Consider the following 26,424-nt stretch of genomic DNA (forward strand, 5'->3'; position numbering starts at 1 on the left):
GTTCATTCACCCCTTATTGAGCGTTATACAAAATGACCGCGGCAGTCGCCAGCAGATTCAGCAGGGTCAACGGCAAGCAAACTTTCCAGCCGAATGACATCACTTGGTCATAACGTGGGCGCGGCAAGGATGCACGGATCAGAATGAACATCACCATGAAGAAAGCCGTTTTCAGCGCAAACCAGATAAATGGCGGCAAGAACGGGCCTTGCCAACCACCAAAGAACAAGGTGACTATCAGTGCAGAGACAGTCACGATACCAATGTATTCACCGACGAAGAACAGACCGAATTTCATACCGGAATATTCAATGTGGTAACCATCGGCCAGTTCTTGTTCAGCTTCTGGCTGGTCAAAGGGATGACGGTGACAAACTGCCACCCCCGCAATAGCAAAGGTCAAGAAACCAAAGAATTGCGGGATAACATTCCAGACGTGTTCCTGAGAGTTAACAATATCCTGCATGTTAAAGGAGCCAGCCTGCGCCACCACACCCATCAAGGACAGGCCGAGGAACACTTCGTAGCTCAGGGTTTGTGCCGAAGCACGCATTGCCCCTAACAGAGAATATTTGTTATTACTGGCCCAACCGGCGAACAGCACAGCGTAGACCGCCAGCCCCGCCATCATCAGGAAGAACAAAATACCGATATTCAAGTCTGCAACCGCCCAGGTCGGGCTGACCGGGACGATGGCGAAAGACAGCAGCAGCGAGGTAAAAGCAATCACCGGGGCTAAGGTAAAAATAGCCCGGTCGGAGAACTTCGGCACCCAGTCTTCTTTGAAGAACATTTTGATCATGTCAGCAACCAGCTGCAATGACCCGCCCCAGCCGACACGGTTTGGCCCGTAACGGTTCTGGAACAAGCCCAGCAAGCGGCGCTCGCCGAAGCTCATAAATGCACCGCAAGTCACCACGACCAGCAGAATCACTACCGCTTTCAGGACAGAGATTAAAATCTCAATCAATTCAGGGGTAAACCAGCTCATAGCACTGCCTCCCGCAGATTCTCAACGCGCGCACCCACCATAATTGGCGGAATACCCGGTAAGCCAAGCGGCAAGCCGACCTGGCCCTGAGCCAAGGTTTCACTCAAACGCACTGGCAGACGCAAAGTCTGACCGGCGCAGTTGAATTCCACCAGCGTACCGAGATTAACCCCGAGACGGGCTGCATCAGCAGGATTGACCATCACATAAGGTGCTGGCATGCGCTGCTGGATGACATCTGAACGCTGAGACATCTCTTCACTACCAAACAGGTGGTAGTAAGGGGCAATTTGCCAGTTTTCAGCATTGGCGGCAAAGGCCGGCGGAACTGAATCGAAGTAACCCAGTGTTCCCTCCCCAGCGATAATCAGGCGCACACCCGGATCACCAAAGCGCAGACTGCCGCCCACTTCCGCCTGGAATTTATTCCATGCTTGCGGTGAGTTCCAACCCGGCGCCCAGGCAAATGGGATCTGCTGGCGGTCAGCCAGTGGGCTGTTGTTCCCCTCCATTGAGAAGGCAAACGGCGTGTCGATATCCTGCGGCTGGCGCGGTTCGTGCACACTGATATCTGCGCGCATGGCGGTACGGCCACTGTAGCGAATTGGCGAACGCGCCAGTTTCTGACCACGAATGCGGAAAGTGGCATCCGGTGCGGCTTCAACAATCCCTTCCAACTGCGGCAATGCCGCAACACAGGCTTGAATCACGTGATCAAGTTGCGTCCAGTCCACATGGCGGCTGGTGTAAGTTGAGTGCAGCGAGTGCAACCAACGCCAGCTTTCCAGCATGATGCTGTTGTTTTCCGGTTTTTTCGGGTCGTCATAATAGGTTGGATCATAAACCTGGAAGAAGCGCTGAGCGCGGCCCTCCTGATTGACCAGCGTCCCATCACTTTCAGCAAAACTGGCTGCTGACAAAATCAAGTTCGCTTTGTCCATGATGGCGGTGCGCTGATGATCAACCACAATCAGGTTGGCGACTTTATCCAATGCCACATCAACTTTGTCTTTTGCTGCATGGCGATAAAGATCGTTTTCCATCACGATAACGCTGTCTGCATCACCTTGGGTCAACGACGCCAATGCTTGATCCAGAGAGCCGCCGCCGATCATGGTCAGACCGATGCTGTTAGCCGCGCTGGCGACGAAAGTAATACCGACGTCAGAACCACGGCCTTTCAGAGCTTTCGCCACGTTAGCTGCGGCTTCAATGATGGCATCGCTGCCCGCATTGCTGCCGGTAATAATCAATGGCTTCTTCGCACCGGCTAGCGCCTGCACAATGATATCCACTTTACCTTTCAGTTCTTTCGCTAAATCATCCACTGCGGGCGCGGATTCATCCAATGCATGAGCAATGGCAAAACCTAACCGCGCCTGATCATCCACTGGCGCACGGTAGTTCCATGCCGCGATATCATCCATGCGGGTATTATCAACGTTAGTGATAAACAGCGGATGTTTAGCATGCTGGCCAATGTTCATGATGGCGGCAATCTGCCAGTCAGCCACTTTTTGTGCGGCAGCCATTTCACGGGCTTTGCCTTTCACCGCCTGACGAACAGACAGCGCGATACGTGCGCCGGTCTGAGTCAAATCTTCACCCAGAATCAATACCGCATCATAGCTTTCAATTTCGCGCAGTGACGGCGTATAAACTCCGCCTTCTTGCAGAACTTTCAGCATCAATTGCAGGCGTTGTTGTTCGCTGGCGGCGATACCGGTATAGAAGTTTTCCGCGCCGACCAATTCGCGCAGCGCAAAGTTGCTTTCCAAACTGGCGCGAGGTGAACCGATACCAATGGTTTTCTTCGCCTGACGTAAAATATCCGCCGCACCTTGCATCGCCTGCTCGGCGTTGAGGTGGATCCAGTCATTGCCACGCAATTGCTGCGGCTGACGTGGGCGGTCTTTGCGGTTGACGTAGCCATAACCAAAACGGCCGCGGTCACACATAAAGTAGTGGTTCACGCTGCCGTTGTAACGGTTTTCGATACGGCGCAATTCACCGTAGCGTTCGCCCGGGCTGGTGTTGCAACCCACACTGCATTGTTGGCAGATACTTGGCGCGAACTGCATATCCCATTTACGGTTATAACGCTCGGAATGGGTTTTATCGGTGAATACGCCGGTCGGGCACACTTCGACCAGGTTGCCCGAGAACTCGCTTTCCAGCGTGCCGCTCTCGGTGCGACCAAAGTAGACGTTATCGTGTGCACCGTAGACGCCAAAGTCAGTGCCATCAGCATAATCTTTGTAGTAACGCACACAGCGATAACAGGCGATACAGCGGTTCATTTCGTGGGAAATGAACGGGCCGAGATCCTGATTTTGGTGAGTCCGTTTGCTAAAGCGATAGCGGCGGAAACTGTGGCCGGTCATCACTGTCATATCTTGTAGATGACAGTTCCCCCCTTCTTCACAGACCGGGCAATCGTGCGGATGGTTGGTCATTAACCATTCAACCACACTCGCGCGGAACGCTTTGGCTTCGCCGTCATCAATGGAAATAAAGGTTCCATCGGTGGCTGGCGTCATACAAGACATCACCAAACGCCCACGAGTGTCGTCGGCGTTTTGGTATTGCTTTACCGCACATTGGCGGCAAGCGCCGACGCTTCCCAGCGCCGGATGCCAGCAAAAGTAAGGAATATCGAGTCCCAGGGAGAGACAAGCTTGTAACAGGTTGTCGGCCCCGTTTACGTCGTATTCTTTGCCGTCTACATGAATCGTAGCCATAGTCAGCATGCTTCCAAGTGGCTTGCCATAAGGCAAGCATTAATCAAAAATTCTGGCGGGATGAATGACCGGTTCCGGATAAACGGGACGGGGGCATCCATCAGGGCTACCAACGTTGCTTCAATAGGTTATTCGGTTGAATACCGGCTATGGCTTGGGTGTTGCCATAGTCAATCGCGGCGATCCCGGCTTCGAATTCTTCCCGGAAATATTTGATCGCGCTTTGTAGTGGTTCAACCGCGCCCGGCGCGTGAGCACAGAAGGTTTTGCCCGGCCCCAAGAAGCGGCACAGCTGTTCCAGCGTCTCGATGTCGCCCGGCTGACCCTCGCCGCGTTCCAGTGCACGCAGGATCTTCACGCTCCATGGCAAACCATCGCGGCACGGGGTACACCAGCCACAAGATTCACGGGAAAAGAACTCTTCCAGATTGCGCACCAGCGGCACCATACCGATTTCGTGGTCTACCGCCATGGCCAATGCAGTCCCTAACCGGCTGCCTGCTTTGGCGATGTTTTCGAAATCCATCGGCAAGTCCAGATGGTCGGCGGTCAGGAAGTCAGTCCCTGCCCCACCCGGCTGCCAGGCTTTGAACTTCAGGCCATCGCGCATGCCACCGGCGTAATCTTCCAGAATTTCACGGGCGCTGATACCAAATGGCAATTCCCACAAACCCGGATTTTTCACCCGGCCTGAGAAGCCCATCAGTTTGGTACCGGCATCGTTACTTTTACCGGCGGTAATCCCCTGATACCACTCCACACCATGCTCAAGAATGGCCGGAACGTTACACAGAGTTTCCACGTTATTGACGCAAGTTGGCTTGCCCCAAACACCGGAAGAGGCCGGGAACGGCGGTTTGGAACGCGGGTTAGCGCGGCGGCCTTCCAGCGAGTTAATCAAGGCGGTTTCTTCACCGCAGATATAACGCCCAGCGCCGGTATGCACAATCAGCTCAAAATCAAAGCCGCTGCCCATAATGTTTTTACCCAGCAAACCGGCTTCGGTGGCCTCGGCAATCGCACGGCGCAAGTGAACGGCGGCCTCGATATATTCACCACGCAGGAAGATGTAACCGCGGTAAGCTTTCAGCGCAAAGGCACTGATCAGCATCCCTTCCACCAGCAAGTGCGGTAATTGCTCCATCAGCAGGCGGTCTTTATAGGTGCCCGGTTCCATCTCATCGGCGTTACACAGCAGATAGCGGATGTTCATGCTTTCGTCTTTTGGCATCAAGCTCCACTTCAAACCAGTGGAGAAGCCAGCACCGCCGCGCCCTTTCAGGCCAGCGTCTTTGACCAAGCTAACAACATCAGGCGGTGCCATGCCTTTTAAGGCTTTTTCAGCGCCGGCATAGCCGTTTTTGCTGCGATATTCATCCAGCCACACCGGCTGTTTGTCATCGCGCAAACGCCAGGTCAGCGGGTGCATTTCTGGTGTGCGGACGATCTCTTTGGTAAAACCTGAATGAATTGTCATGGATATTGCTCCAGTAACTTCTCAATATCTTCAGGTTTCAGGTAGCTGTGCGTATCGTCGTCGATCATCATGGTCGGGCCACGGTCACAGTTACCCAAGCAGCAGGTTGGCAGCAGTGTAAAACGGCCATCAAAGGTCGTCTGACCTGGCTGAATACTGAGTTTTTTCGAAATCGCGGCTTGGATCCCCTGATAACCGGTGATGTGGCACACCACGCTGTCACAGTAACGGATCACATGACGCCCAACAGGTTGGCGGAAGATCTGGCTGTAGAATGTCGCGACACCTTCAACATCACTGGCCGGGATACCCAGCACTTCAGCAATGGCGTGAATCGCCCCATCCGGCACCCAACCGCGTTGTTTCTGCACAATTTTCAGTGCTTCTATCGACGCGGCGCGGGCATCTTCGTAATGGTGCTTTTCATGTTCGATAGCATCACGTTCTTCAGCGCTCAATTCGAAAACTTCAGCTGTGATGGCTGGTTCAGCCGCATTGACTGCCAGATTCGCCACATTTTGGCTTTCGTTACTCACCTGAGTCTCTTTTTGGTAGCTCATAATTAGCGGTCCACATCAGACATTACAAAATCGATACTGCCCAGATAGACGATCAGGTCAGATACCAGGCTGCCACGGATAACCGATGGGATCTGCTGCAAATGGGCATAGCTTGGCGTGCGTATCCGAGTGCGATAGCTCATGGTGCTGGCGTCACTGGTCAGATAGTAGCTGTTGATCCCTTTGGTCGCTTCAACCATTTGGAATGATTCGTTAGCTGGCATCACTGGGCCCCATGAAACTTGCAGGAAGTGAGTAATCAGCGTTTCGATATGTTGCAGCGTTCTTTCTTTCGGTGGCGGAGTCGTGAGTGGGTGGTCGGCCTTGAATGGGCCTTCTGGCATGTTTTTATAACATTGCTCCAGAATGCGCAGGCTTTGACGCAATTCCTCCACTTTCAACATCACGCGGTCATAACAGTCGCCGTTGTTACCGACGGGCACTTCGAAATCAAAGTTTTCGTAGCCGGAATATGGACGCCATTTACGCACATCAAACTCAACGCCAGTAGCACGCAAGCCAGCACCGGTCACCCCCCATTCCAATGCTTCTTTGGAATTATAGGCGGCCACACCGACAGAACGCCCTTTCAGGATACTGTTCTGCAAAGCTGCTTTGACGTAGGAATCAAGGCGTTTTGGCATCCAGTCAAGGAAGTCACGCAGCAAACGTTCCCAGCCACGCGGCAGGTCATGCGCAACACCGCCAATACGGAACCAAGCCGGATGCATACGGAAACCAGTGATTGCTTCCACTAAATCGTATACTTTCTGCCGATCGGTAAAGGCAAAGAACACCGGCGTCATGGCACCGACGTCCTGGATGAAAGTACTGATGTACAGTAAGTGACTGTTAATACGGAATAACTCAGACAGCATGACGCGGATGGTTTTAACGCGATCCGGCACTTCAATGCCCGCCAGTTTTTCAACTGCCAGCACGTAAGGCATTTCGTTAACGCAGCCGCCAAGATATTCAATACGGTCGGTATAAGGAATGTAGCTGTGCCAAGACTGGCGCTCGCCCATCTTCTCCGCACCACGGTGGTGGTAACCCACATCTGGCACACAGTCGACAATCTCTTCACCATCAAGCTGCAACACGATACGGAACGCACCGTGTGAAGAGGGGTGGTTTGGGCCGAGGTTAAGGAACATAAAGTCCTCATTTTCGGTCCCGCGCTTCATACCCCAATCTTCAGGTTTGAAAGTCAGTGATTCCATTTCCAGATCTTCTTTCTGCTTGGTCAGCACAAAGGGATCAAACTCGGTAGCACGAGCGGGATAGTCTTTTCGCAGCGGATGACCTTCCCAACTCTGCGGCATCATGATGCGCGTCAGATGCGGGTGACCATCAAAGGTAATACCGAACATTTCCCAAGTTTCGCGCTCATACCAGTTGGCATTAGGGAAAATCTTGGTTGCTGTGGACACGTGCAAGTCTTTTTCAGACAGTGCCACTTTCAGCATGATGTCGCGGTTGCGCTCGATGGAAAGCAGATGATAGAAAACAGAAAAATCCGCAGCAGGGAGGCCCTGGCGGTGAGTACGAAGTCGCTCATCTACACCATGCAGGTCAAACAGCATGACATACGGCTTCGGTTGTTTTCTCAGGAACGTCATTACTTCCAGCAATTGTTCACGCTTCACCCATACCACGGGCATACCGGTACGAGTGGCTTGAACAACAAAGGCCTCTGGCCCAAAACGGTTCGACAGTTCACCCATCACCGGGTCATCAAGATGGTCTCGGGTCTGCCATGCTGGCTGGGTGCTGTCGGACGTCGTTAAATCGGTCATTATTTATTCACCACACTGTTTTTTCACCACACTGAATGTGTCATTTTGTGGTTATTTGCCGCACACATGTTCTGGAAAAAAAACGGATCTCTCCAAAAACAAATCACTTACGCACCAAAATCTTACGCCTAAAGGCAATATTAGATTTCGTCAGGGGTACGCAGGTTAGTTACTGCAATTCGTTCAGCATGCTTACGTTCTCTTTCTGGCTGCATGTTGGCGCGATAAACACCTTGATCACCCACAACCCAAGAGAGAGGACGGCGCTCTTTACCGATAGATTCCTGTAGCAACAACAATGCTTGCATATAGGCTTCTGGGCGCGGTGGGCAGCCAGGGATGTACACATCTACCGGCAGGAATTTATCCACACCTTGCACGACAGAATAGATATCGTACATACCGCCGGAGTTGGCACAGGCGCCCATGGAAATAACCCATTTTGGTTCCAGCATTTGTTCATACAAACGCTGAATAACTGGGGCCATTTTAGTAAAGCAGGTACCGGCCACGACCATGAAATCGGCCTGGCGCGGGGAGGCACGCAATACTTCGGCACCGAAACGTGCCACGTCATGCACGGCAGTGAACGAAGTCACCATCTCGACATAACAGCAGGAAAGACCGAAGTTATACGGCCAAAGAGAGTTCTTACGCCCCCAGTTCACCATGTCATGCATGGCATGCTCAAGTTTACCCATGTAAACACTACGGTGGACATGTTGCTCGAGAGGATCGCCGCTGACGGTTTCCTGAGTTTGCAGGGGGTAACGGTCATTCTCACCGTTAGGGTCTATGCGGGTGAGCGTATAGTCCATGTTAATGCCTCGCTGTATTTATTGACCACTATACCTTTTGTGCTTGAAGCCACAGGGTTGTTAGCTGTGCGCCCTCACCTGAATTGCTTACCTGGGTAAACTTATCGGGATTCGCTCGCTTGCTGCCGACCTGCAACATCAATTTCTTTAGGTATATCTTGCGGATGACTGCTGGCGTATCTGACTATGCTCGGTTTGCTCACGCGGCGGTTAGAACGCGTAGGAGTCCAATCTAGAGCGCCAATACGCACCAGATAAACCAAACCAGCCAAGAGCACCAAAATGAAAATGGTTGCTTCGATAAAGCCTATCCAGCCACTCTCTCTAATAGAGATTGACCACGCATACAGGTACAAGGCTTCGACATCGAAAATAACAAAGAACATAGCGACCAGGTAAAATTTGGCAGACAGACGCATGCGCGCGGAGCCTACTGAATCAATACCCGACTCATAAGGGACGTTTTTGGCACGGGCCCGAGCTCTCCCGCCCAGAAAGAACGCACCTAGCAGCATCAAACCGCACAGCCCGATAGCGCCGATCAGGAATACAGCAAACGCCCAATGATGAGCGATAACTTCAGTGGTTGTTGACATACTCATTGCTTACTCATCAAAAGTGGCGTCGAACATCCTGCTCTTGTGTTGGCAGTTAGTGCACCACATCGATTCAAAGGGAAGGATAAAAACCACACAAAACACACTGTCTTTACAACTGTTTAGCCAGTGTTTTACTGTGGGCTTTTTACTCCTTTCAGTAACCTTTTGTCAACTTTGACAAAAGTAACTACAGATTAATTTACAAACGCACGATCTTACTTAACAATTGGTGCGAACCTGCAAGCTAAATCGAGTCAGTAATTTGTTAAGTCAGAACATACACCTATAAACCAATGTGGATGTTTCGTTATAACTATACCATTGTCTCAGGAATAACCGGTTCTTCCACTCACTAGCTAGGGGTATTTTTTTGATCCAGAACACGTTTTGAGTGTTATTTCATAAATATTCGGCACGAAAAGTTGTGTTTTTTTATTTAAAAAAATGAAACGATGTTTTAATAAAAAATAAGTTTTTAATAAAAAAACGATATTAACCACCAGTTTAATAAGGTCTATTACTGCTGTACGCGGTAGAAAAAATCGCTATAAGTAAAATAAAACGACATTTTACTCATGGAATTAAACTGAAAGTGATAAAAAAGGGTTTTTCATAAAAATGAACATAAAAAAAGCCCCTAAAATAAGGGGCTTATGATGATTTATGCAAACAGAAACTTAACTTTTATCGTCTATGACATAATCAGAATCTAGCATTAAATCCACACCGGACTGCAAACCATGTTGATGACCCGTCTGCATGGCGTCGAAAATGGCCAAGGCCAATTCATTGCCGCACTCACTGACTTTGCATAATGAATAATGGGTTTCAGGCAGACGAGGTAGCCCTTCTATTTCTCCCAATACGCGCAAATCAGGGCTCATCATTTCTATCGGTCTGGCGGTCACACCCAGCCCTGCTCTCACTGCTGCACGGATGGCAGAAAGCGAAGAGGCAACATAGGCAATACGCCATGCTATACCGGCCCTGGTCAGATATTCTATTGCCATATCACGGAATGGGCTTGGCTCATCCATAACGACTAAAGGGACTGATTCACCGGGTTGGAACTGATAATCGGCAGAACAATACCAAAGCGTCGGTGATGTTCTTAAAATTACATGAGGGTGGGTGTCGACCTTAGCGGTGGTAATAGCCAGATCCACTTCGCCATCACTCAGCATGTCAACAATGAGTGGGCTACGTTTTACCCGCACATCAATAGCCAGCCGAGGATATAGCGTCGCCACTCGGTTTAGCAAGAAAGGTAACAGTGTATCGGCAGTATCATCAGATGCGCCGATAATAAGTGACCCTTCTACATTGCTATACATCAGCGACGTACAAGCTTCATCATTGAAACGTAATATTTTTCTAGCATAGCCAAGTAACTGGAGACCATGTTCAGTGAGTAATTTGTTACGCCCGTGACGGGCAAATAACTCCTTACCAACTAACTGTTCTAACCGTTGCATTTGTTGGCTAACTGCTGATTGAGTTCGACAAACCGCTGCCGCAGCAGAGGCAAAAGTATTCAAGTCAGCAACAGCTACAAAGGTTCTAAGCAGATCGAGGTCGAGATTAATTATCGGACGATTTGCATTTGTCATAGTGTATTCTTCACTTTTTTGAATTCTAATTACAAACTACCCTGGTGTTTAAGTATTAGCGCCATCAATAAAGAATAACGCTAAGTATGACAGTACCCCACTCATTAGAGTAGGGCAAAAAATTTACTTATATTTCGTTACCGCTATCTCTTTTTAAAAAAAACTATTGGCGAAATTCTGTATTTGTTTGTGGATATGATCATAAAAAATCGCTAAATCTTCGATAAATGAAGATTTTTTCCTTTATAAACTCTGCTTTTTTGAAACATTTATAAAGCGGCAGAACCCCATTTTAAATAAATCACCCAGACTAACTCGTCATAAAATATTAAAAATATCAATATTTTCTTAGCTGTTTTTTTTATTTAATTGAGTAATTTCAAATATTAACATTTGATAATCGATAAGCCACTATAAGGATAACATTAGTTATTCTTAATAGTTTTCCTATTTACAAATTTGGCTTTCTTCACCCCGCTATATATGTATGATGATATAAACTGTTGAATTCAGATCCTAACCATTAAAACTCAACGTGATTGGATGCCAATAATTGCCATATCCGTCTGTCTTCATGCAGTTAAAAAAACGGACCTTATTTTATTGGTAACTATTTTTTGCTGAAACCCGCAGACGCCAAATCCTGTCAGAAAAAGCTTCAGGTAAACTCATCAATCAAACATCAACGGGTGGGTTCGACAACAAAAATACCGGCAATATCACCTGCCCTTTTCACTCAACAGTCATTTGCACTAAAGATGTGCATAGAGCTTCAAAAATCAACGGCGTCGGAGTACATTGGACGCCTTACCGTGTTCTACGCGAGGACACGCTTTTACCAGCAAAAGGCTCAATTTTTTATGTCCCCCATTGAGAAATCCAGCAAACTGGACAACGTCTGTTACGACATTCGTGGCCCAGTGCTAAAAGAAGCTAAGCGTCTTGAAGAAGAAGGTAACAAGGTTCTGAAACTGAACATCGGCAACCCTGCCCCGTTTGGTTTCGATGCACCAGATGAAATTCTGGTGGATGTGATCCGTAATTTGCCGACTGCACAGGGCTATTGCGACTCCAAAGGCCTATATTCGGCGCGCAAAGCCATTATGCAGCACTATCAGGCTCGCAATATGCGCGACCTGACAGTGGAGGATATCTACATTGGGAACGGCGTTTCTGAGCTAATCGTGCAATCCATGCAAGCATTGTTGAACCTTGGCGATGAAATGCTGGTACCCGCACCCGACTATCCGTTATGGACAGCGGCAGTGTCGCTTTCAAGCGGCAAAGCTGTACATTATATGTGTGATGAAGAATCAGGCTGGTTCCCTGATTTAGATGATATCCGCAGCAAAATCACGCCACGCACTCGCGGGATAGTGATTATCAACCCAAATAACCCCACAGGCGCGGTCTACAGCAAAGAGCTGTTGCTGGAAATTGTCGAAATCGCCCGCCAGAATGACCTGATTATTTTCGCCGATGAGATCTACGATAAGATTTTATACGATGAAGCTCAGCATCATTCGATTGCTGCACTGGCACCTGATTTACTGACGGTGACCTTCAATGGTTTGTCTAAAACTTATCGCGTTGCCGGTTTCCGTCAGGGCTGGATGGTACTGAATGGGCCGAAGAAGCATGCCAAAGGTTACATTGAAGGTTTGGAAATGCTGGCATCCATGCGGTTGTGCGCTAATGTGCCAATGCAGCATGCAATCCAAACCGCGCTGGGGGGCTATCAAAGCATCAGTGAGTTTATCCAACCGGGTGGGCGTTTATATGAACAACGCGATCGCGCCTGGGAGCTTATCAACCAGATCCCCGGTGTCTCCTGCGTAAAACCTCAGGGCGCACTGTATATGTTCCCGCGCATTGATCAGAAAAAATTCAATCTGAAAGACGATCAGAAATTGGTATTGGATCTGCTGTTACAGGAAAAAGTATTGTTGGTGCAAGGCAGTGCCTTTAACTGGCCGTATCCCGACCATGTGCGAATTGTGACCTTACCGCGCGTGGATGAGTTGGAGATGGCAGTTGGTAAGTTAGGGCGATTCCTGGAGACCTATCATCAGTAATTGTTTGATTAGGGTTTGATTTGGTGATTAGTTCGGTTGAGATTTGATTAGGTAATCGATTCGGTTGATATGGGATCGGTGTTCACTTAACTACAGGTGCCTCAACCGCCAAAAGGGTTACAAGCGCGTAACCCCCTTGGAACCCCTGCGCTAGCGCACGTATCGCTTGTCCACTTCGTGGATTCCCTCACTCATCATTCCGCTGGCGGGCCGGCTTGCCCTCCTGCTCGGTTGAGGCCGCAGAGATAAAGTAATCAATGAACGAATAACAACCGAAATAGGATCCGATCAAATCCAACATCAACCAAAACCCAATCTGATATGCTACCCCCGTACTACCTTTAAAAGCCACAAAGAGAGAAATCTATGAGTCACTTCTTCGCCCACCTATCCCGCTTGAAACTCATCAACCGCTGGCCGCTGATGCGTAATGTCCGCACTGAAAATGTTTCTGAGCACAGTTTGCAGGTGGCATTTGTCGCTCATGCATTGGCTATCATCAAAAACCGGAAATTTAATGGCAATCTCAATGCCGACCGTATTGCGCTGTTGGCGATGTATCACGATGCCAGTGAAGTGATAACCGGTGACTTACCCACCCCAATCAAGTATTACAATCCTCAGATTGCCCATGAATACAAGAAGATAGAAAAAGTCGCGCAGCAAAAACTGATTGAAATGTTACCAGAAGAGTTACAGCACGATTTTCGTTGTCTGTTGGATGAGCATTATTATAGTGAAGAAGAAAAAGCGCTGGTTAAACAAGCTGATGCGCTATGCGCTTATCTAAAATGTTTAGAAGAATTATCCGCCGGTAATAATGAGTTTATTCAAGCCAAAGCGCGGTTAGAGAAAACTCTCGCTATGCGCCAAAGCCCGGAAATGGATTACTTTATGGAAGTCTTCGTCCCCAGCTTTAGCTTGTCGCTGGACGAAATCAGCCTTGATTCACTGGATTGAAGTCGATTTTTAAAAGCACATTTGAGCTGCCGAATAAAATTATCCAAAGTCATTGCCGTTACAGGTAGGCAGCCAGCGCAAGAATCCCGATGAGCTGACATTTTTGTCAGTGATTCGGGTGAGTAAGCGCAGCTAACACCCCTGTAGCGGCAAGGCCGAAGGATAAATTAGAAGGGAAATAATAATGGCACCACCATCACACTCACGATCATCACCAATACAGTGAACGGCACCCCAATTCGGACGAAATCACCGAATTTATAACCCCCAGGGCCTAATACCAAAGTATTCACCGGCGATGAAACGGGCGTCATAAAGGCCGCGGATGCAGCAATACCAATAATCATCGCGAATGGATATGGGGAAACTGACATCTCACGAGCAGCCGCTATGGCAATCGGTGCCATCAACACCGCCGTCGCCGTATTAGAGATAAACAGCCCGATGGTGGCGCACAGCACAAATAAGCACAGCAACATCACCCTTGGCCCCATGCCACCGGCAACATCCATCAAACCTCGGACAATCAAATCTACCCCGCCGGTTTTTTGTAGCGCTTGTGCAAAAGGCATCATCCCGATAATCAGAATTAAACTCGGCCAATGGATTGAGCGGTAAGCACTTTCCATATCAATACAACGGAACTGCCCCATCAGCAAACACGCCACCAGCGCCGCAATCACATTCGGCACTTCGTCGGTCAGCATCATCGCCACCATCAGCGCCAGACAGAACAAAGCATGGGGCGCTTGTGAGATAGCTGGCGCGACTTCGTCAACTTCAGCCGGTAGATTCAGGACAATAAAATCACGCGTTTTTTGCTGCAATTGGCGGATAAGTTTCCAGTCGCCGATCACCAATAAGATGTCACCAAACTGCAATTTGTCATCAACCAGTTTACCTTCCAATGTCTTACCGTTGCGGCGGATACCCACCACATTCAAACCATAGCGGGTACGAAAGGTCACTTCGCGCAAGCTTTTTCCCAGCAGGGCGGAATCTGGAATAAGAGAAACTTCAGCCATCCCGACGTTACGCGCCTGTTCTGAAAAATATTCGCCGCGCAGCACCATCGGCTCTAACATTTGCTCGGTGCAAAACTCGCGTAAATCCATATCGCAATCTGACATATCAATCAGCAAAACATCATTTTCGCGCAGTTCAGACGACCCCGTCGCACTGACCATCACCCGCCGAAAACGTTTCCAACGCTCAATCCCGACCACATTGGCACCATAGCGGGCGCGAAGATGCAGCTCATCAAGAGAACGGCCAATTAAAGGGGAATCGTGGCGGATGGCCAAACGGCGAGCTCGGCCGGTGAGTTTATAATCACGAATAAGATCACGGAAAGTGCGGCGCTTCCATTGCTGCTCTTTTTCTGAGCTTTCCTGTTTTCCACCCAGCCAGTGGCGGGCGACTAACATATAACCGACCCCCATCAGCAAAATGATAAGACCGATCGGCGTGACACCAAAGAAACCAAAGCCTTTGATGCCCTCGCGCAGTAACTCACTGTTAACCACCATGTTTGGCGGGGTCGCGACCAGAGTCATCATGCCACTGATCAGCCCGGCAAAACTCAGCGGCATCATCAACCGCCCCGGCGAAATTTTCATCCGGTTAGCAACACTCAGTACCACCGGGATAAAAATCGCCACCACCCCGGTTGAGCTCATAAAGGCCCCCAAACCGGCGACGGTCACCATGAGCAATGCCAACATTTTAGTTTCACTGTGACCGGCAACTTTCACCAACCAATCGCCCACTTGATAAGCAACACCAGTTCTGACCAACCCCTCCCCAATCACAAACAACGCCGCGATCAATATCACGTTAGGGTCACTGAACCCGCTGGTGGCCTCACCCAACGACAGCGTGCCGCTCATCACAAAGGCAATAATCACCAACAATGCCACGACATCCATCCGCAGTTTATTGGTGGTAAACAGCACAATAGCTATCAGAAGTAGCGTCAACACCCACAATAGTTCGCTGTTCAAAATGGCCTCATTGGCAAAAAGTGAAAGGGAATATCCGGCTCTGACAGTAAAACATTAAATTCAATAGAGGCCGCTGTTTGAGATCAATAATGACTGTAAATTTATGCGCTTACCATCCTATGGCTGCATTAATTATATATTTTTTGAAAAATAGTTCGCCGATTATGTGATGGAGTATTCGCCAATAAAAAAAATATCACTGAATTATTTGGATATTCAACGACATTTAAGCGGCTGACTATACTGATGATATTGAATTATGAGCCGCCAGCAGGAACAGTAAATGGGCAATATCACCGATTATCCGATTATTCTTTTTCTGCTTTCATTCGCTGTATTGTCAGGCTCTGCCCATGTTGGTCAGGCTTTTTTTCGACGAGGCAGGGATTTGGAGGATAATGTCCGTGAAAACTTTAATGTCATTCAAGGGGCGACTTTAACATTACTGGGTTTGATTATTGGCTTCAGTTTTTCAATGGCTATCAATCGTTACGACCTACGTAAAAACTATGAAGAGGCGGAGGCCAATGCTATTGGAACTGAATATCTACGTGCTGATTTTCTACCGACCAGCTCAGCAAACGCGACCAAAGCACTACTAGCCTATTATCTTGATCAACGAATCCTGTTTTATACCACCAGAGATGCCATCCAATTGGCGGCCGTGAATAACCAAACCAATCAGATTGAAAATGCCCTGTGGGCAGAATTGCTGCTGCCGGTCAACCAGCGCCCAGATCCCATTCGGGCATTAGTGGTTGCTGGTATGAATGATGTTTTGAATTCAGCAGGTTATACCCAGGCGGCATGGTGGAACAGGATCCCGTTGGCGGCATGGGCATTGATGTCAATTATTGCGGTGTGTAGCTGTATGTTGGTTGGTTATGGTTCCAAGCAGGGTAAAAATGGCCGGGTAATGAACTTGATATTACCGTTAGTGATTTCATTCTCTTTTATGCTCATCGCCGATATTGATAGCCCGCGCGGTGGGATTATTCGGGTAAAACCACAAAACCTTCACAGCCTGGAAGAGAGTTTACCGCCGCTGTCTGCATCATCACTGTCCGGTCAGCGCTAAAAAGTCAAAGAGCGCCATTAGGCGCTCTTGAGAACCGATTCAACCAACAGGATTAGCCGATAAAACGAACTACCGCACCATTCGCTGTCTTTTCAACATCAATGTGCTCAAGTGAACTGAGGACTAAATCGACTTGATCCAGTTTAGGTGTGTCCGCAGGGGCATTCACGGCGATCACTTGGCAACCCGCTGCCAGCCCTGACAGAATCCCCGCTGGAGCATCTTCCACCACGATACAATCCGCCGGTGCCAGCCCTAAACGTTCGGCACCAAGCAAGTACGCATCAGGCATCGGTTTGCCATGTTTCACCTGTTCGGCCGTCACAAAAACTTCCGGCACCGGCAAATGACCCGCAGCACGGCGAGCAGAAGCAACCGGCACCGAGCCGGAAGTGACGATAGCCCACGGAATAGACAGGCTGTTAAGCCGCTCCAGCAGAGACACCGCTCCCGGTAGCGCGGTCACACCATCGGTGTCCTGGGCTTCAACCTGTTCTAATGCCAGAAATTCGGCTTTAAGTTCGGCATCACTTGCGCCTGGCATAAAATGACGAAGAGAGGTAATTGCTTGTTTACCATGGATAAAATCTAGCACTTCCACGGGGTCGATACCGCGGCTTTGCGCCCAGCCAATCCAGGCTCTTTCAACAGCAGGCAATGAATCAACCAGAGTCCCGTCCAAATCAAAAAGAAAACCTTTACACTCCACAAGCACATCCTCGTCAGTAAACCTATGTCGCGATCATTACGCGCTATCAGTCATTAATAATTTTAGGCATTAATAATTTGCGAAATCTCAACGGCACTCAAATGATATTGGCGCGGGCATGATTGCCAAATAGCCAGCATACGTTGGTATTTGTCCCACATTGGAGTTTGAGAATTAAAACCGTGTGTTCCTGAATCGAAGTGCGTATAGCGCCCTTCGGTATTAACCATAAAGCGCACATAACTCAGATAACGGGATTCGGTAGCAGCATCAAAACCAAGGAACGCAATCCGCCGTTCATCCAAATCTTGCTGGTCTTTCAGGTTCCCCCAAGAGACTTGCAGGGCGTGATGCATCTCCATGATATTAATGATAGTACGGCAAGTCTCTTCGCTCATTTCACCAAAATCGCGGTCCAGTTCACGCATCTGCAAACCAAAGCCACGTTCGACGATAGTTTGCTGACGACGATAACGCTCAGCGTTTTCTGGGTCTAGCATGGTCATCATTTTGTACTGATTCGACAGAATCAGCCGTTGGGCGTTTGTCATATCCATCACTAAACTCCTAAGACATAAATAATGAGGAAATCATCGCATACAGAGTTAGGTCATACTTTGATTTGACAAGGGATTTTGTATTGCTGTTTATCCGAGACATAAAAAACCCCGGCAGCCAATAAAGCCCCGGTCTCTATTTTCCCTGATAATGTCAGTTCCCTGACAATGCCGCGCGACACATCATAAAAGACAATAACCCGTCATTCGCTTTACAAATCATCAAGAAAGGTTTTATCCAACTGCTTAAAGGCGCGTTTGAGCACGTCCGCCAGAGATTGATAAGTCGGCGTTTGTTCAATCGGCGCGACAGCCTGCCCCGCTTCAGCCAGCTTGTTCCGCACTTCGTGGAACCACTGTAATAATGTTGGCGGTAACGGCGTAATAGCGCGTTTACCTAACCACCATAATCCTTGCAGGGGCAAACCGCAGGCGAATAATGCCGTGGCGATGGCTGGCCCTAATTGCCCGCCCAGCGCTATCTGCCAGGTGAGCGTAAAGATAGCCAGCGGCGGCATAAAACGGATACCAAAACGGGTCGCCGTCGCCACGCGATTTTCCGGAAATACCGGTGCCAGACGTTTGTCAGTTGGCCAGGTCTTCATATAGTGCTGACCGCGTTGGAGTACCTGAAACCAACTTACGGAATCAGAAGGTTTTGTTGTCATGGCTCACCTCAACTTCACAAGCAAAAATTAAAATTTTTTTTACAATCCACAAACTAAAAATTAGTCTGTTAAATATATTTTGTTTTTAGGCGGCGCTATCGGTATCCTAGCCCGGCCTTTTGGCCGCTAGAAGATGACGCAAAATATGTCAACTTTTTACAGCGTTTAAATCAATTTTGTTAAACCGCGCAAGTTTTTACCACCAGGCGTTAACATTTAAAGCGCGATTTTTCCATCATCATGCCTTTTTCACTATCGCATGATGTTAATCATTAATGTCGACGCCAATATGCGCTACGCTTTTGGACAGATTGACGTTTTATTAACCACGTGTTTTTCGCTGTTTTTGTACCCTTGATACAATATTTGTATCGGTCATGTAAAAACAAGCGCCGGACACGACTATAAATAGGTACTTCCATGTCGAGTAAGCTAGTACTGGTTCTTAACTGCGGTAGCTCTTCCCTCAAATTTGCTATCATCGACGCGACCAACGGTGAAGAACACCTCTCTGGTTTAGCCGAATGCTTCCATCTGCCGGAAGCCCGCATCAAATGGAAACTTGATGGTGGCAAACAGGAAGCAGCATTGGGTGCTGGTGCAGCACACAGCGAAGCACTGAATTTCATTGTTAATACTATTCTGGCACAAAAACCAGAGCTTTCCGCTCAGCTGACGGCTATCGGTCACCGTATTGTCCATGGTGGCGAGAAATTCACTGCATCAGCTATCGTTACCGAAGAAGTTATTCAGGGTATCAAAGATTCCATCCCGTTTGCACCTCTGCATAACCCAGCGCACCTGATCGGTATTGCTGAAGCATTGAAATCCTTCCCGAATCTGGCTGATAAAAATGTTGCAGTCTTTGACACTGCTTTCCACCAGACCATGCCGGAAGAGTCTTATCTCTATGCCCTGCCGTACAGCTTATACAAAGAAAACGGTATCCGTCGCTATGGCGCACACGGCACCAGCCACTTCTATGTGAGCCAGGAAGCGGCAAAAACCCTGAACAAACCATTGGAAGAACTGAACGTCATCACTTGCCATTTGGGCAACGGCGGCTCCGTCACTGCGGTTCGTAATGGTAAATGTGTTGATACTTCTATGGGCCTGACGCCACTAGAAGGTCTGGTCATGGGCACCCGTAGTGGTGATATCGACCCAGCAATCATTTTCCATTTGTATGATGCCATGGGCATGAGCATGGAACAGATCAGCAAATTGTTGACCAAAGAGTCTGGCCTGTTGGGTCTGACTGAAGTCACCAGTGACTGCCGTTATGTTGAAGACAACTATGACACCAAAACAGATGCCAAACGTGCAATGGATGTATTCTGCCACCGCCTGGCAAAATATATCGGTGCTTACACTGCGCTGATGGATGGCCGCTTGGATGCCGTTGTATTCACTGGCGGTATTGGTGAAAACGCAGCCATGGTGCGCGAATTGACCTTGGACAAACTGGGCCTGCTGGGCTTTGAAATTGACCACGAACGCAACCTGGCAGCACGCTTTGGCAAGTCCGGCACCATCACCAAAGATGGCAGCCGCCTGGCTCTGGTTATCCCGACCAATGAAGAGCTGGTCATCGCCCAAGACGCAGCCCGTCTGACCGCGTAAGAATTTTTGACATATATCCAAAGTCATTTAAGAGGTTTAGCCGTGTCCCGTACAATAATGTTGATCCCTACCGGCACCAGTGTTGGTTTAACCAGCGTCAGCTTGGGTGTCATCCGCTCCATGGAACAAAAAGGTGTTAGCTTGAGCGTCTTCAAGCCTATCGCCCAGCCACGCGCTGGCAACGATGCACCAGACCAAACCACCACGATTATTCGTGCGAACTCCAGCATTACTGCTGCTGAGCCGCTGAATATGAATCATGTGGAAAATTTGCTGAGTTCTAACCAGCAAGATGTGTTGATGGAAGAGATTGTTGCCCGTTACCACGAAAACACCAAAGATGCCGAAGTGGTTCTGGTAGAAGGTTTAGTGCCAACGCGCAAACATCAGTTTGCTAATGCGCTGAACTATGAAATCGCCAAAACGCTGAACGCGGAAATCGTGTTTGTGATTGCGCTGGGTAATGATTCACCAGACCAATTGAAAGAGCGTATCGAACTGGCTCGTTCCAGCTTCGGTGGCAGCAAAAACAAAAATATTACCGGCGTTATTATCAACAAACTGAATGCGCCAGTTGATGAGCAAGGCCGTACCCGCCCTGACCTGTCTGAAATCTTTGATGATTCCACCAAGGCCAGTGTGGCGAGCATCGATCCAAAACAGCTGTTTGCCAACAGCCCGCTGCCGGTTCTGGGTTGCGTGCCATGGAGCTTCGAGCTGATTGCAACCCGCGCAATTGATATGTGTAAGCACCTGAATGCACGCATTATTAACGAAGGTGACATCAGAACTCGCCGCGTTAAATCTGTGACATTCTGTGCCCGTAGCATCCCGCACATGCTGGAACATTTCCGTCCAGGTTCTCTGTTGGTGACTTCCGCAGACCGCCCAGATGTGTTGGTTTCCGCTTGTTTGGCGGCCATGAATGGTGTTGAAATCGGTGCCATTCTGCTGACCGGCGGTTACGCAATTGATAAGCCAATCGAAAAACTGTGTGAGCGTGCTTTCGCAACTGGCCTGCCAGTATTTATGGTTGATACCAACACCTGGCAAACTTCCCTGAGCCTGCAAAGCTTTAATCTGGAAGTTCCGGCAGATGACCATGAGCGTGTTGAGAAACTGCAAAACTACGTCGCCAGCCATATCAGCAGCGAGTGGATTGATTCTCTGAGCGCCACATCTGAGCGTTCACGTCGCCTGTCTCCACCAGCATTCCGTTATGAACTGACCGAGTTGGCTCGTAAAGCAGGCAAACGTATCGTGCTGCCAGAAGGTGATGAGCCACGTACTGTTAAAGCTGCGGCTATCTGTGCTGAACGCGGTATTGCGACTTGCGTGCTGTTGGGTAATCCAGAAGAGATTCAACGTGTTGCTGCGGCTCAAGGTGTTGAGCTGGGTAAAGGCGTTGAAATCATCGACCCGGTTGCTGTGCGTGAGCAGTATGTTCCCCGCTTGGTGGAACTGCGTAAGAGCAAGGGCATGACCGAAGTAGTAGCTCGTGAACAACTGGAAGACAACGTGGTTCTCGGCACCTTGATGCTGGAGAAAGGCGAAGTTGATGGTCTGGTGTCTGGTGCTGTTCATACCACCGCGAACACTATCCGCCCACCATTACAGTTGATCAAAACCGCACCGGGCAGTTCACTGGTGTCTTCTGTATTCTTCATGCTGCTGCCTGACCAAGTTCTGGTTTACGGTGACTGCGCGATTAACCCAGATCCAACCGCTGAGCAATTGTCAGAAATTGCTATCCAGTCTGCTGATTCTGCGGCGGCATTCGGCATCGAACCGCGTGTGGCGATGATCTCTTACTCCACCGGTAACTCTGGTGCAGGTAGCGATGTAGAAAAAGTTCGCGAAGCAACCCGTCTGGCACAGGAAAAACGCCCAGATCTGATCATCGATGGTCCGTTGCAGTATGACGCGGCAATCATGGCGGATGTGGCTAAATCCAAAGCGCCGAACTCACCGGTAGCCGGTAAAGCCACCGTGTTCATCTTCCCAGACCTGAACACCGGTAACACCACCTATAAAGCGGTACAACGTTCTGCCGACCTGATTTCTATCGGGCCGATGCTGCAAGGCATGCGTAAGCCAGTTAACGACTTGTCCCGTGGTGCGCTGGTAGACGATATCGTCTATACCGTGGCTCTGACTGCCATTCAATCAGCTCAGGCTGACGCGAGCGCGTCTTAATTTCACGATTAAGTATGTATAAGAAGCACCAACGCCAGCCTCGTGCTGGCGTTTTTATTGGGGCTTTTTATTGTTAGGGCACAGCGCGGGCACAAAAAAACCGCCATAAAGACGGTTTTTCTGCGCTGGTCCGGTAAGCGGCCTTTCCAGCAGGTTTGTATTGCCGTTGTAACGCAAGCACTCCCCCGTGTTGGGCATATTGTCTTGCTTAGGATTGGCTGTCAAGTTTTTAACAACCCAACATTAATGTACACTCGCGTCGGGCCTTTTCGCCGCCTTAAGCAAGCGGGCATCGGTTTAGGGAAAGGAGTTCCAACGGCCGTAAACGCAAGCACTCTCCCGTGCTTGTATTCACGGCAGTGTCGCCGATGGTGCTGGCGTGAAGCGGTCTAAGCATGGACCGCACAATGAAACGATACTTTTGTATTGTGCTCGTTGTATTTGGTGCGTTGTTAACATCCTGGAATGGGGGTTGGAGTATTTTCAACAATTCAATCACGGTAATCATCAACACATCAGGCAAGTAAAATAGGTAGCCGTCCTTCGGGGCGGCTTTCCTTCAAAATCTGGCTCTATCTTCAAGTGCTTTGCCGCAGTTCAAATTTATAGCTAAAACTTTGGCTGACGGGTTCTTGTGCCTCACCATTTTCGTCATTATCCAGCATATCAATCAACATCTTACCGGCTTCTTTGCCCATTTTTTTGTAATCAATGCGCATTGAAGTCAGAGTCGGGTAAGTTTGATCACAGCTGTCAGAGCCATCTAAACACGCCACCGCAATACCGCTTGGTATTTTCAAAAGCCGCCGCTGGCATTCAAATAATACGCCGAGCGCAATATCTTCATGGCTGCATATTACCGCATCCAGTTCTGGCTGACGCTGGAGTATTTCGGTCAAAGCATAGCGACCAAACTGTAAACTGGCCGTTTCGGGCGTAGTGACCGTCTGATCTGCATTTTTATAATGCTCCAACATCGCCTTGTGCCAACCATTCAATTGCTGGCGTTGCAGACGGTTATCCCTATGAGCGCCGATAAACCCAATATTATGATAGCCGCGCTCCAATAAATGGCGGCTTAATTCATAAGCCGACTCAAAAAAAGCCGCCTCAAGAGTAATTTTGGCCCCTTTGAAATAAGAGCCGACAACGTTGACGGTGGGGATATGTGCGCGTTCCAGTAATTGATAAGTTTTATCTGCCAGCTGTGAGCCAAATATCACCACCGCCGCGGGGTTACTTTGCAGCAAGGTCATCAATATTTCAGCTTCTTTGCGCTGGTTATATTCGTGGCAACCCAGTAATAGTTGAAACTCATTTTTATTCAGAATCTGTTGCAGCGCCTGCATAAACCTAGAGCTGGCTTTGTCCGTTAATGACGGAATTAAAACAGCGACAGTATCACTGTGACCGGATGCCAATGCCCCAGCAGCACGGTTAGGAATATAGCCCAGAGTTTCAACCGCTTGTTCTATCTTCTCACGTAATTTATCTGAAACCTGCTCCGGCGTTCGCAGCGCTCTGGAAACAGTCATCGACCCTACCCCGGCATAATTCGCCACGTCCGATAGAGTGACCCGCCCGGTATTACGGCGCTTGCGCGTTTTTTCCATGCTGATTCCTGCCTGATTAAAATTTCTTGTCTGGTCAAACCATTCTCATATTGGCCCTCGACAATACATTGGCCATATACCATACATCGCATTGTATATGGCTTATTTGGAGATAGCTAAAGCCTATGGTGTGACAAATGATAGCGCTATCACAAAATTTGATAGCGCTATCAGGTAGCGCTATCAAATGAGAGGTTCATCACATTAATGACGATGATAAATATCTACTCTCACGTTAACAGTCATCGGGAGTCATAAATATCATGTTAAAAACACTGTTAACGCCAGACGTCATTCAGGTGGTCAGCCAGGCAAAAGATTGGCGCGATGCCATCGCAATTTCATGCCAACCGTTAATTGATAATGGCTCCATTGAAGCCCGTTATGTCGAGGCAATTTATCGCTCCCATGAGGCCATTGGCCCTTATTACGTGGTCGGGCCGGGGATTGCCATGCCGCATGCCCGCCCAGAGGAAGGTGCGAATAAACTCTCCCTGGCCTTAACCGTCATCACCGAGGGCGTCACTTTCAATGCTGAAGGTAACGATCCGGTAAAACTGCTCATAGTGTTAGCGGCGACAGACAGCACTAGCCACATTGAGGCTATTTCTCAACTCGCTCAGTTGTTCGATAACGATAACGATGTACAAGCCTTACTTAATGCCAAAACGCAGCAGGATATTTTGTCCGTTATTGCACGTTATTAATTTCAGCATTGAGTTTGGATAATAATTTTAAGGGGAAAGAAAATGAAAATTACAGTGGTTTGCGGTAACGGTTTAGGTACCAGCCTGATGATGGAAATCAGCATCAAAAATATTCTGAAAGAATTGGCGGTCACGGCAGAAGTTGATCATGTTGATTTGGGTTCCGCCAAAGGGACACCCAGCGACATTTTCATCGGTACCAAAGATATTGCCGAACAATTAGTGGCTCAAGCCGTGGGCGGTAAAATCGTAGCGCTGGATAATATGATCGACAAAAAAGCCATGAAAGAGCGTTTGTCTGTGGCATTAACCGAATTAGGCGCTTTGTAAGCGGGGGCTGGCATGGATTTCTTTCGTTTCTTAATGAGTGATGTGCTTTCCGAACCGGCTATATTGGTCGGTTTGATTGCCTTAATCGGCCTAATTGCACAGAAAAAACCGGTAACGGAGTGCATTAAAGGCACTGTAAAAACCATTATGGGTTTTGTGATTTTAGGTGCGGGTGCGGGCTTGGTGGTTTCATCTCTGGGGGATTTCGCCAACATCTTCCAACATGCATTCGGTATTCAGGGCGTGGTACCGAATAATGAAGCCATTGTGTCTGTGGCGCAAAAGAGTTTCGGTAAAGAAATGGCGATGATTATGTTCTTCGCTATGGTTATCAATATTCTGATTGCCCGCTTTACGCCGTGGAAATTTATCTTCCTGACCGGTCACCACACGTTGTTTATGTCGATGATGGTAGCAGTGATTCTGGCGACCGCCGGCATTAGTGGTGTGACTCTGATTGTGATCGGCTCCCTGGTCGTCGGAATTGCGATGGTGTTCTTCCCTGCTATTGCCCACCCTTACATGAAAAAAGTCACAGGTTCAGATGACGTGGCAATTGGCCACTTCTCTACCCTGTCTTATGTATTAGCGGGTTTTATCGGTAGTAAGTTTGGTAATAAAGAACATTCGACTGAAGACATGAATGTGCCGAAAAGTCTGCTGTTCTTGCGCGATACGCCGGTCGCTATCTCCTTTACCATGTGTATCATTTTCATCGTAACCTGCTTGTTTGCCGGGCCGGAAGTGGTGAAAAGCCTAAGTGGCGGTAAAAACTGGTTCATGTTCTCACTGATGCAATCCATTACTTTCGCCGCAGGTGTATACATCATCTTGCAAGGTGTGCGTATGGTTATTGCTGAAATCGTACCGGCTTTCAAAGGGATTTCCGACAAATTAGTGCCCAATGCTAAACCTGCACTGGATTGCCCGGTAGTGTTCCCTTACGCGCCAAATGCGGTATTGGTTGGCTTCCTGAGCAGCTTTGCTGCTGGACTTATCGGTATGTTCGCCCTGTATTTGATGAATATGACCGTGATTATTCCCGGTGTTGTTCCTCACTTCTTCGTCGGCGCTGCCGCAGGGGTGTTTGGTAATGCCACAGGCGGGCGTCGTGGTGCCATTCTCGGTGCCTTTGCTCAAGGCTTGTTAATCACCTTCCTGCCAGTATTCCTGCTGCCAGTCTTGGGTGATATCGGGTTCGCCAACACCACGTTCAGTGATGCTGACTTCGGTGCGCTGGGTATTTTACTGGGTATTATTGTCCGATAATCAGTAACATAAGCACTATAAATACGACAGCCCCTGCAAAG

21 protein-coding genes are annotated in these 26,424 nt (G+C 48.8%); 8 read left to right on the top strand and 13 right to left on the bottom strand.

The features are described from left to right. Nucleotides 1–13: 13 nt before the first annotated feature. From nuoH to rovM, 8 genes are all read right to left on the bottom strand, one after another. Nucleotides 14–991 (bottom strand): NADH-quinone oxidoreductase subunit NuoH, encoded by a 978-nt coding sequence (nuoH, locus tag FTA91_RS09180; RefSeq protein ID WP_050112991.1) that lies wholly within the window; start codon nt 989–991, stop codon nt 14–16. Continuing rightward, the gene (gene nuoG / locus FTA91_RS09185) at nt 988–3,732 is read right to left on the bottom strand and encodes an NADH-quinone oxidoreductase subunit NuoG (RefSeq protein ID WP_050113151.1); all 2,745 of its coding nucleotides are present in this window, start codon (nt 3,730–3,732) and stop codon (nt 988–990) included. Before nuoG ends, nuoH begins: the two co-directional genes overlap by 4 nt. Nucleotides 3,733–3,838: 106 nt before the next feature. Further along, nucleotides 3,839–5,209 carry an NADH-quinone oxidoreductase subunit NuoF gene (gene nuoF / locus FTA91_RS09190; RefSeq protein ID WP_145536130.1) on the bottom strand — a complete coding sequence of 457 codons (1,371 nt, stop codon included), beginning with the start codon at nt 5,207–5,209 and terminating at the stop codon, nt 3,839–3,841. Beyond that, entirely contained in the window at nt 5,206–5,769 is a 564-nt protein-coding gene (nuoE, locus tag FTA91_RS09195) for an NADH-quinone oxidoreductase subunit NuoE (RefSeq protein WP_235896840.1), read from the bottom strand. Before nuoE ends, nuoF begins: the two co-directional genes overlap by 4 nt. 2 nt (nt 5,770–5,771) lie before the next feature. Then, on the bottom strand, nt 5,772–7,568 hold the full coding sequence (gene nuoC / locus FTA91_RS09200) for an NADH-quinone oxidoreductase subunit C/D (RefSeq protein WP_145536129.1): 1,797 nt from the start codon (nt 7,566–7,568) through the stop codon (nt 5,772–5,774). Nucleotides 7,569–7,708: 140 nt separating this feature from the next. Then, nucleotides 7,709–8,386, bottom strand: a complete 678-nt coding sequence (locus FTA91_RS09205; protein WP_038631819.1) for a NuoB/complex I 20 kDa subunit family protein — start codon at nt 8,384–8,386, stop codon at nt 7,709–7,711. Nucleotides 8,387–8,487: 101 nt separating this feature from the next. Next, nucleotides 8,488–8,988: an NADH-quinone oxidoreductase subunit NuoA gene (gene nuoA, locus FTA91_RS09210; RefSeq protein WP_050112989.1), complete on the bottom strand. Its 501-nt coding sequence runs from the start codon at nt 8,986–8,988 to the stop codon at nt 8,488–8,490. A gap of 674 nt (nt 8,989–9,662) precedes the next feature. Further along, complete coding sequence (gene rovM, locus FTA91_RS09215) at nt 9,663–10,595, bottom strand: virulence transcriptional regulator RovM (protein WP_050112988.1); 933 nt, start codon at nt 10,593–10,595, stop codon at nt 9,663–9,665. Nucleotides 10,596–11,455: 860 nt separating this feature from the next. On the opposite strand from rovM, the gene FTA91_RS09220 reads away from it, so the two are divergent. Then, nucleotides 11,456–12,670 carry a pyridoxal phosphate-dependent aminotransferase gene (locus tag FTA91_RS09220; protein WP_050112987.1) on the top strand — a complete coding sequence of 405 codons (1,215 nt, stop codon included), beginning with the start codon at nt 11,456–11,458 and terminating at the stop codon, nt 12,668–12,670. A gap of 366 nt (nt 12,671–13,036) precedes the next feature. Then, on the top strand, nt 13,037–13,630 hold the full coding sequence (gene yfbR, locus FTA91_RS09225) for a 5'-deoxynucleotidase (protein WP_038631811.1): 594 nt from the start codon (nt 13,037–13,039) through the stop codon (nt 13,628–13,630). Between the two features lie 167 nt (nt 13,631–13,797). On the opposite strand, the gene FTA91_RS09230 is transcribed toward yfbR, so the two are convergent. After that, a complete protein-coding gene (locus FTA91_RS09230) occupies nt 13,798–15,633 on the bottom strand; it encodes an SLC13 family permease (RefSeq protein ID WP_050112986.1) in 1,836 nt (611 codons plus the stop codon). Between the two features lie 283 nt (nt 15,634–15,916). Between FTA91_RS09230 and FTA91_RS09235 the strand changes: the two genes are divergently transcribed. Continuing rightward, the gene (locus FTA91_RS09235) at nt 15,917–16,711 is read left to right on the top strand and encodes a bestrophin-like domain (RefSeq protein ID WP_145583223.1); all 795 of its coding nucleotides are present in this window, start codon (nt 15,917–15,919) and stop codon (nt 16,709–16,711) included. Between the two features lie 52 nt (nt 16,712–16,763). Here FTA91_RS09235 and FTA91_RS09240 read toward each other — a convergent pair whose 3' ends face one another. The 3 genes from FTA91_RS09240 to yfbV all read right to left on the bottom strand — a co-directional run bounded on the left by FTA91_RS09240 (nt 16,764) and on the right by yfbV (nt 18,645). Continuing rightward, a complete protein-coding gene (locus FTA91_RS09240) occupies nt 16,764–17,420 on the bottom strand; it encodes a sugar phosphatase (protein WP_174634983.1) in 657 nt (218 codons plus the stop codon). A gap of 62 nt (nt 17,421–17,482) precedes the next feature. Further along, a complete protein-coding gene (locus FTA91_RS09245; RefSeq protein ID WP_050112983.1) occupies nt 17,483–17,977 on the bottom strand; it encodes a YfbU family protein in 495 nt (164 codons plus the stop codon). Between the two features lie 212 nt (nt 17,978–18,189). After that, nucleotides 18,190–18,645 (bottom strand): terminus macrodomain insulation protein YfbV, encoded by a 456-nt coding sequence (gene yfbV / locus FTA91_RS09250; protein WP_050112982.1) that lies wholly within the window; start codon nt 18,643–18,645, stop codon nt 18,190–18,192. Between the two features lie 420 nt (nt 18,646–19,065). Here yfbV and ackA point away from each other — a divergent pair, with 420 nt between their 5' ends. Beyond that, entirely contained in the window at nt 19,066–20,268 is a 1,203-nt protein-coding gene (gene ackA / locus FTA91_RS09255; RefSeq protein ID WP_145536126.1) for an acetate kinase, read from the top strand. A gap of 57 nt (nt 20,269–20,325) precedes the next feature. Continuing rightward, nucleotides 20,326–22,464 (top strand): phosphate acetyltransferase, encoded by a 2,139-nt coding sequence (gene pta, locus FTA91_RS09260; protein WP_050112981.1) that lies wholly within the window; start codon nt 20,326–20,328, stop codon nt 22,462–22,464. A 578-nt stretch (nt 22,465–23,042) separates the two neighbouring features. Here the strand turns inward: pta and FTA91_RS09265 are convergent. Continuing rightward, nucleotides 23,043–24,077, bottom strand: coding sequence for a LacI family DNA-binding transcriptional regulator (locus tag FTA91_RS09265; protein WP_050112980.1), 1,035 nt, complete (start codon nt 24,075–24,077; stop codon nt 23,043–23,045). Between the two features lie 263 nt (nt 24,078–24,340). Between FTA91_RS09265 and FTA91_RS09270 the strand changes: the two genes are divergently transcribed. The 3 genes from FTA91_RS09270 to FTA91_RS09280 are packed head-to-tail and all read left to right on the top strand — an operon-like array spanning nt 24,341 to nt 26,383. Next, a complete protein-coding gene (locus FTA91_RS09270) occupies nt 24,341–24,784 on the top strand; it encodes a PTS sugar transporter subunit IIA (RefSeq protein ID WP_004391631.1) in 444 nt (147 codons plus the stop codon). A gap of 42 nt (nt 24,785–24,826) precedes the next feature. Beyond that, nucleotides 24,827–25,114 (top strand): PTS sugar transporter subunit IIB, encoded by a 288-nt coding sequence (locus FTA91_RS09275; RefSeq protein WP_004391630.1) that lies wholly within the window; start codon nt 24,827–24,829, stop codon nt 25,112–25,114. 12 nt (nt 25,115–25,126) lie between these two features. Then, nucleotides 25,127–26,383: a PTS ascorbate transporter subunit IIC gene (locus tag FTA91_RS09280; RefSeq protein ID WP_050112979.1), complete on the top strand. Its 1,257-nt coding sequence runs from the start codon at nt 25,127–25,129 to the stop codon at nt 26,381–26,383. Nucleotides 26,384–26,424 lie beyond the last annotated feature (41 nt).

Source organism: Yersinia thracica (assembly GCF_902170565.1).
Classification (GTDB): Bacteria; Pseudomonadota; Gammaproteobacteria; order Enterobacterales; family Enterobacteriaceae; genus Yersinia; species Yersinia thracica.

Bases quoted from the DNA above. Each gene is read 5' to 3' on its own strand.
- nuoH (WP_050112991.1), bottom strand. From the start codon at position 991: ATGAGCTGGTTTACCCCTGAATTGATTGAGATTTTAATCTCTGTCCTG.
- nuoG (WP_050113151.1), bottom strand. From the start codon at position 3,732: ATGGCTACGATTCATGTAGACGGCAAAGAATACGACGTAAACGGGGCC.
- nuoF (WP_145536130.1), bottom strand. From the start codon at position 5,209: ATGACAATTCATTCAGGTTTTACCAAAGAGATCGTCCGCACACCAGAA.
- nuoE (WP_235896840.1), bottom strand. From the start codon at position 5,769: ATGAGCTACCAAAAAGAGACTCAGGTGAGTAACGAAAGCCAAAATGTG.
- nuoC (WP_145536129.1), bottom strand. From the start codon at position 7,568: ATGACCGATTTAACGACGTCCGACAGCACCCAGCCAGCATGGCAGACC.
- FTA91_RS09205 (WP_038631819.1), bottom strand. From the start codon at position 8,386: ATGGACTATACGCTCACCCGCATAGACCCTAACGGTGAGAATGACCGT.
- nuoA (WP_050112989.1), bottom strand. From the start codon at position 8,988: ATGAGTATGTCAACAACCACTGAAGTTATCGCTCATCATTGGGCGTTT.
- rovM (WP_050112988.1), bottom strand. From the start codon at position 10,595: ATGACAAATGCAAATCGTCCGATAATTAATCTCGACCTCGATCTGCTT.
- FTA91_RS09220 (WP_050112987.1), top strand. From the start codon at position 11,456: ATGTCCCCCATTGAGAAATCCAGCAAACTGGACAACGTCTGTTACGAC.
- yfbR (WP_038631811.1), top strand. From the start codon at position 13,037: ATGAGTCACTTCTTCGCCCACCTATCCCGCTTGAAACTCATCAACCGC.
- FTA91_RS09235 (WP_145583223.1), top strand. From the start codon at position 15,917: ATGGGCAATATCACCGATTATCCGATTATTCTTTTTCTGCTTTCATTC.
- FTA91_RS09245 (WP_050112983.1), bottom strand. From the start codon at position 17,977: ATGGATATGACAAACGCCCAACGGCTGATTCTGTCGAATCAGTACAAA.
- yfbV (WP_050112982.1), bottom strand. From the start codon at position 18,645: ATGACAACAAAACCTTCTGATTCCGTAAGTTGGTTTCAGGTACTCCAA.
- ackA (WP_145536126.1), top strand. From the start codon at position 19,066: ATGTCGAGTAAGCTAGTACTGGTTCTTAACTGCGGTAGCTCTTCCCTC.
- pta (WP_050112981.1), top strand. From the start codon at position 20,326: ATGTTGATCCCTACCGGCACCAGTGTTGGTTTAACCAGCGTCAGCTTG.
- FTA91_RS09265 (WP_050112980.1), bottom strand. From the start codon at position 24,077: ATGGAAAAAACGCGCAAGCGCCGTAATACCGGGCGGGTCACTCTATCG.
- FTA91_RS09270 (WP_004391631.1), top strand. From the start codon at position 24,341: ATGTTAAAAACACTGTTAACGCCAGACGTCATTCAGGTGGTCAGCCAG.
- FTA91_RS09275 (WP_004391630.1), top strand. From the start codon at position 24,827: ATGAAAATTACAGTGGTTTGCGGTAACGGTTTAGGTACCAGCCTGATG.
- FTA91_RS09280 (WP_050112979.1), top strand. From the start codon at position 25,127: ATGGATTTCTTTCGTTTCTTAATGAGTGATGTGCTTTCCGAACCGGCT.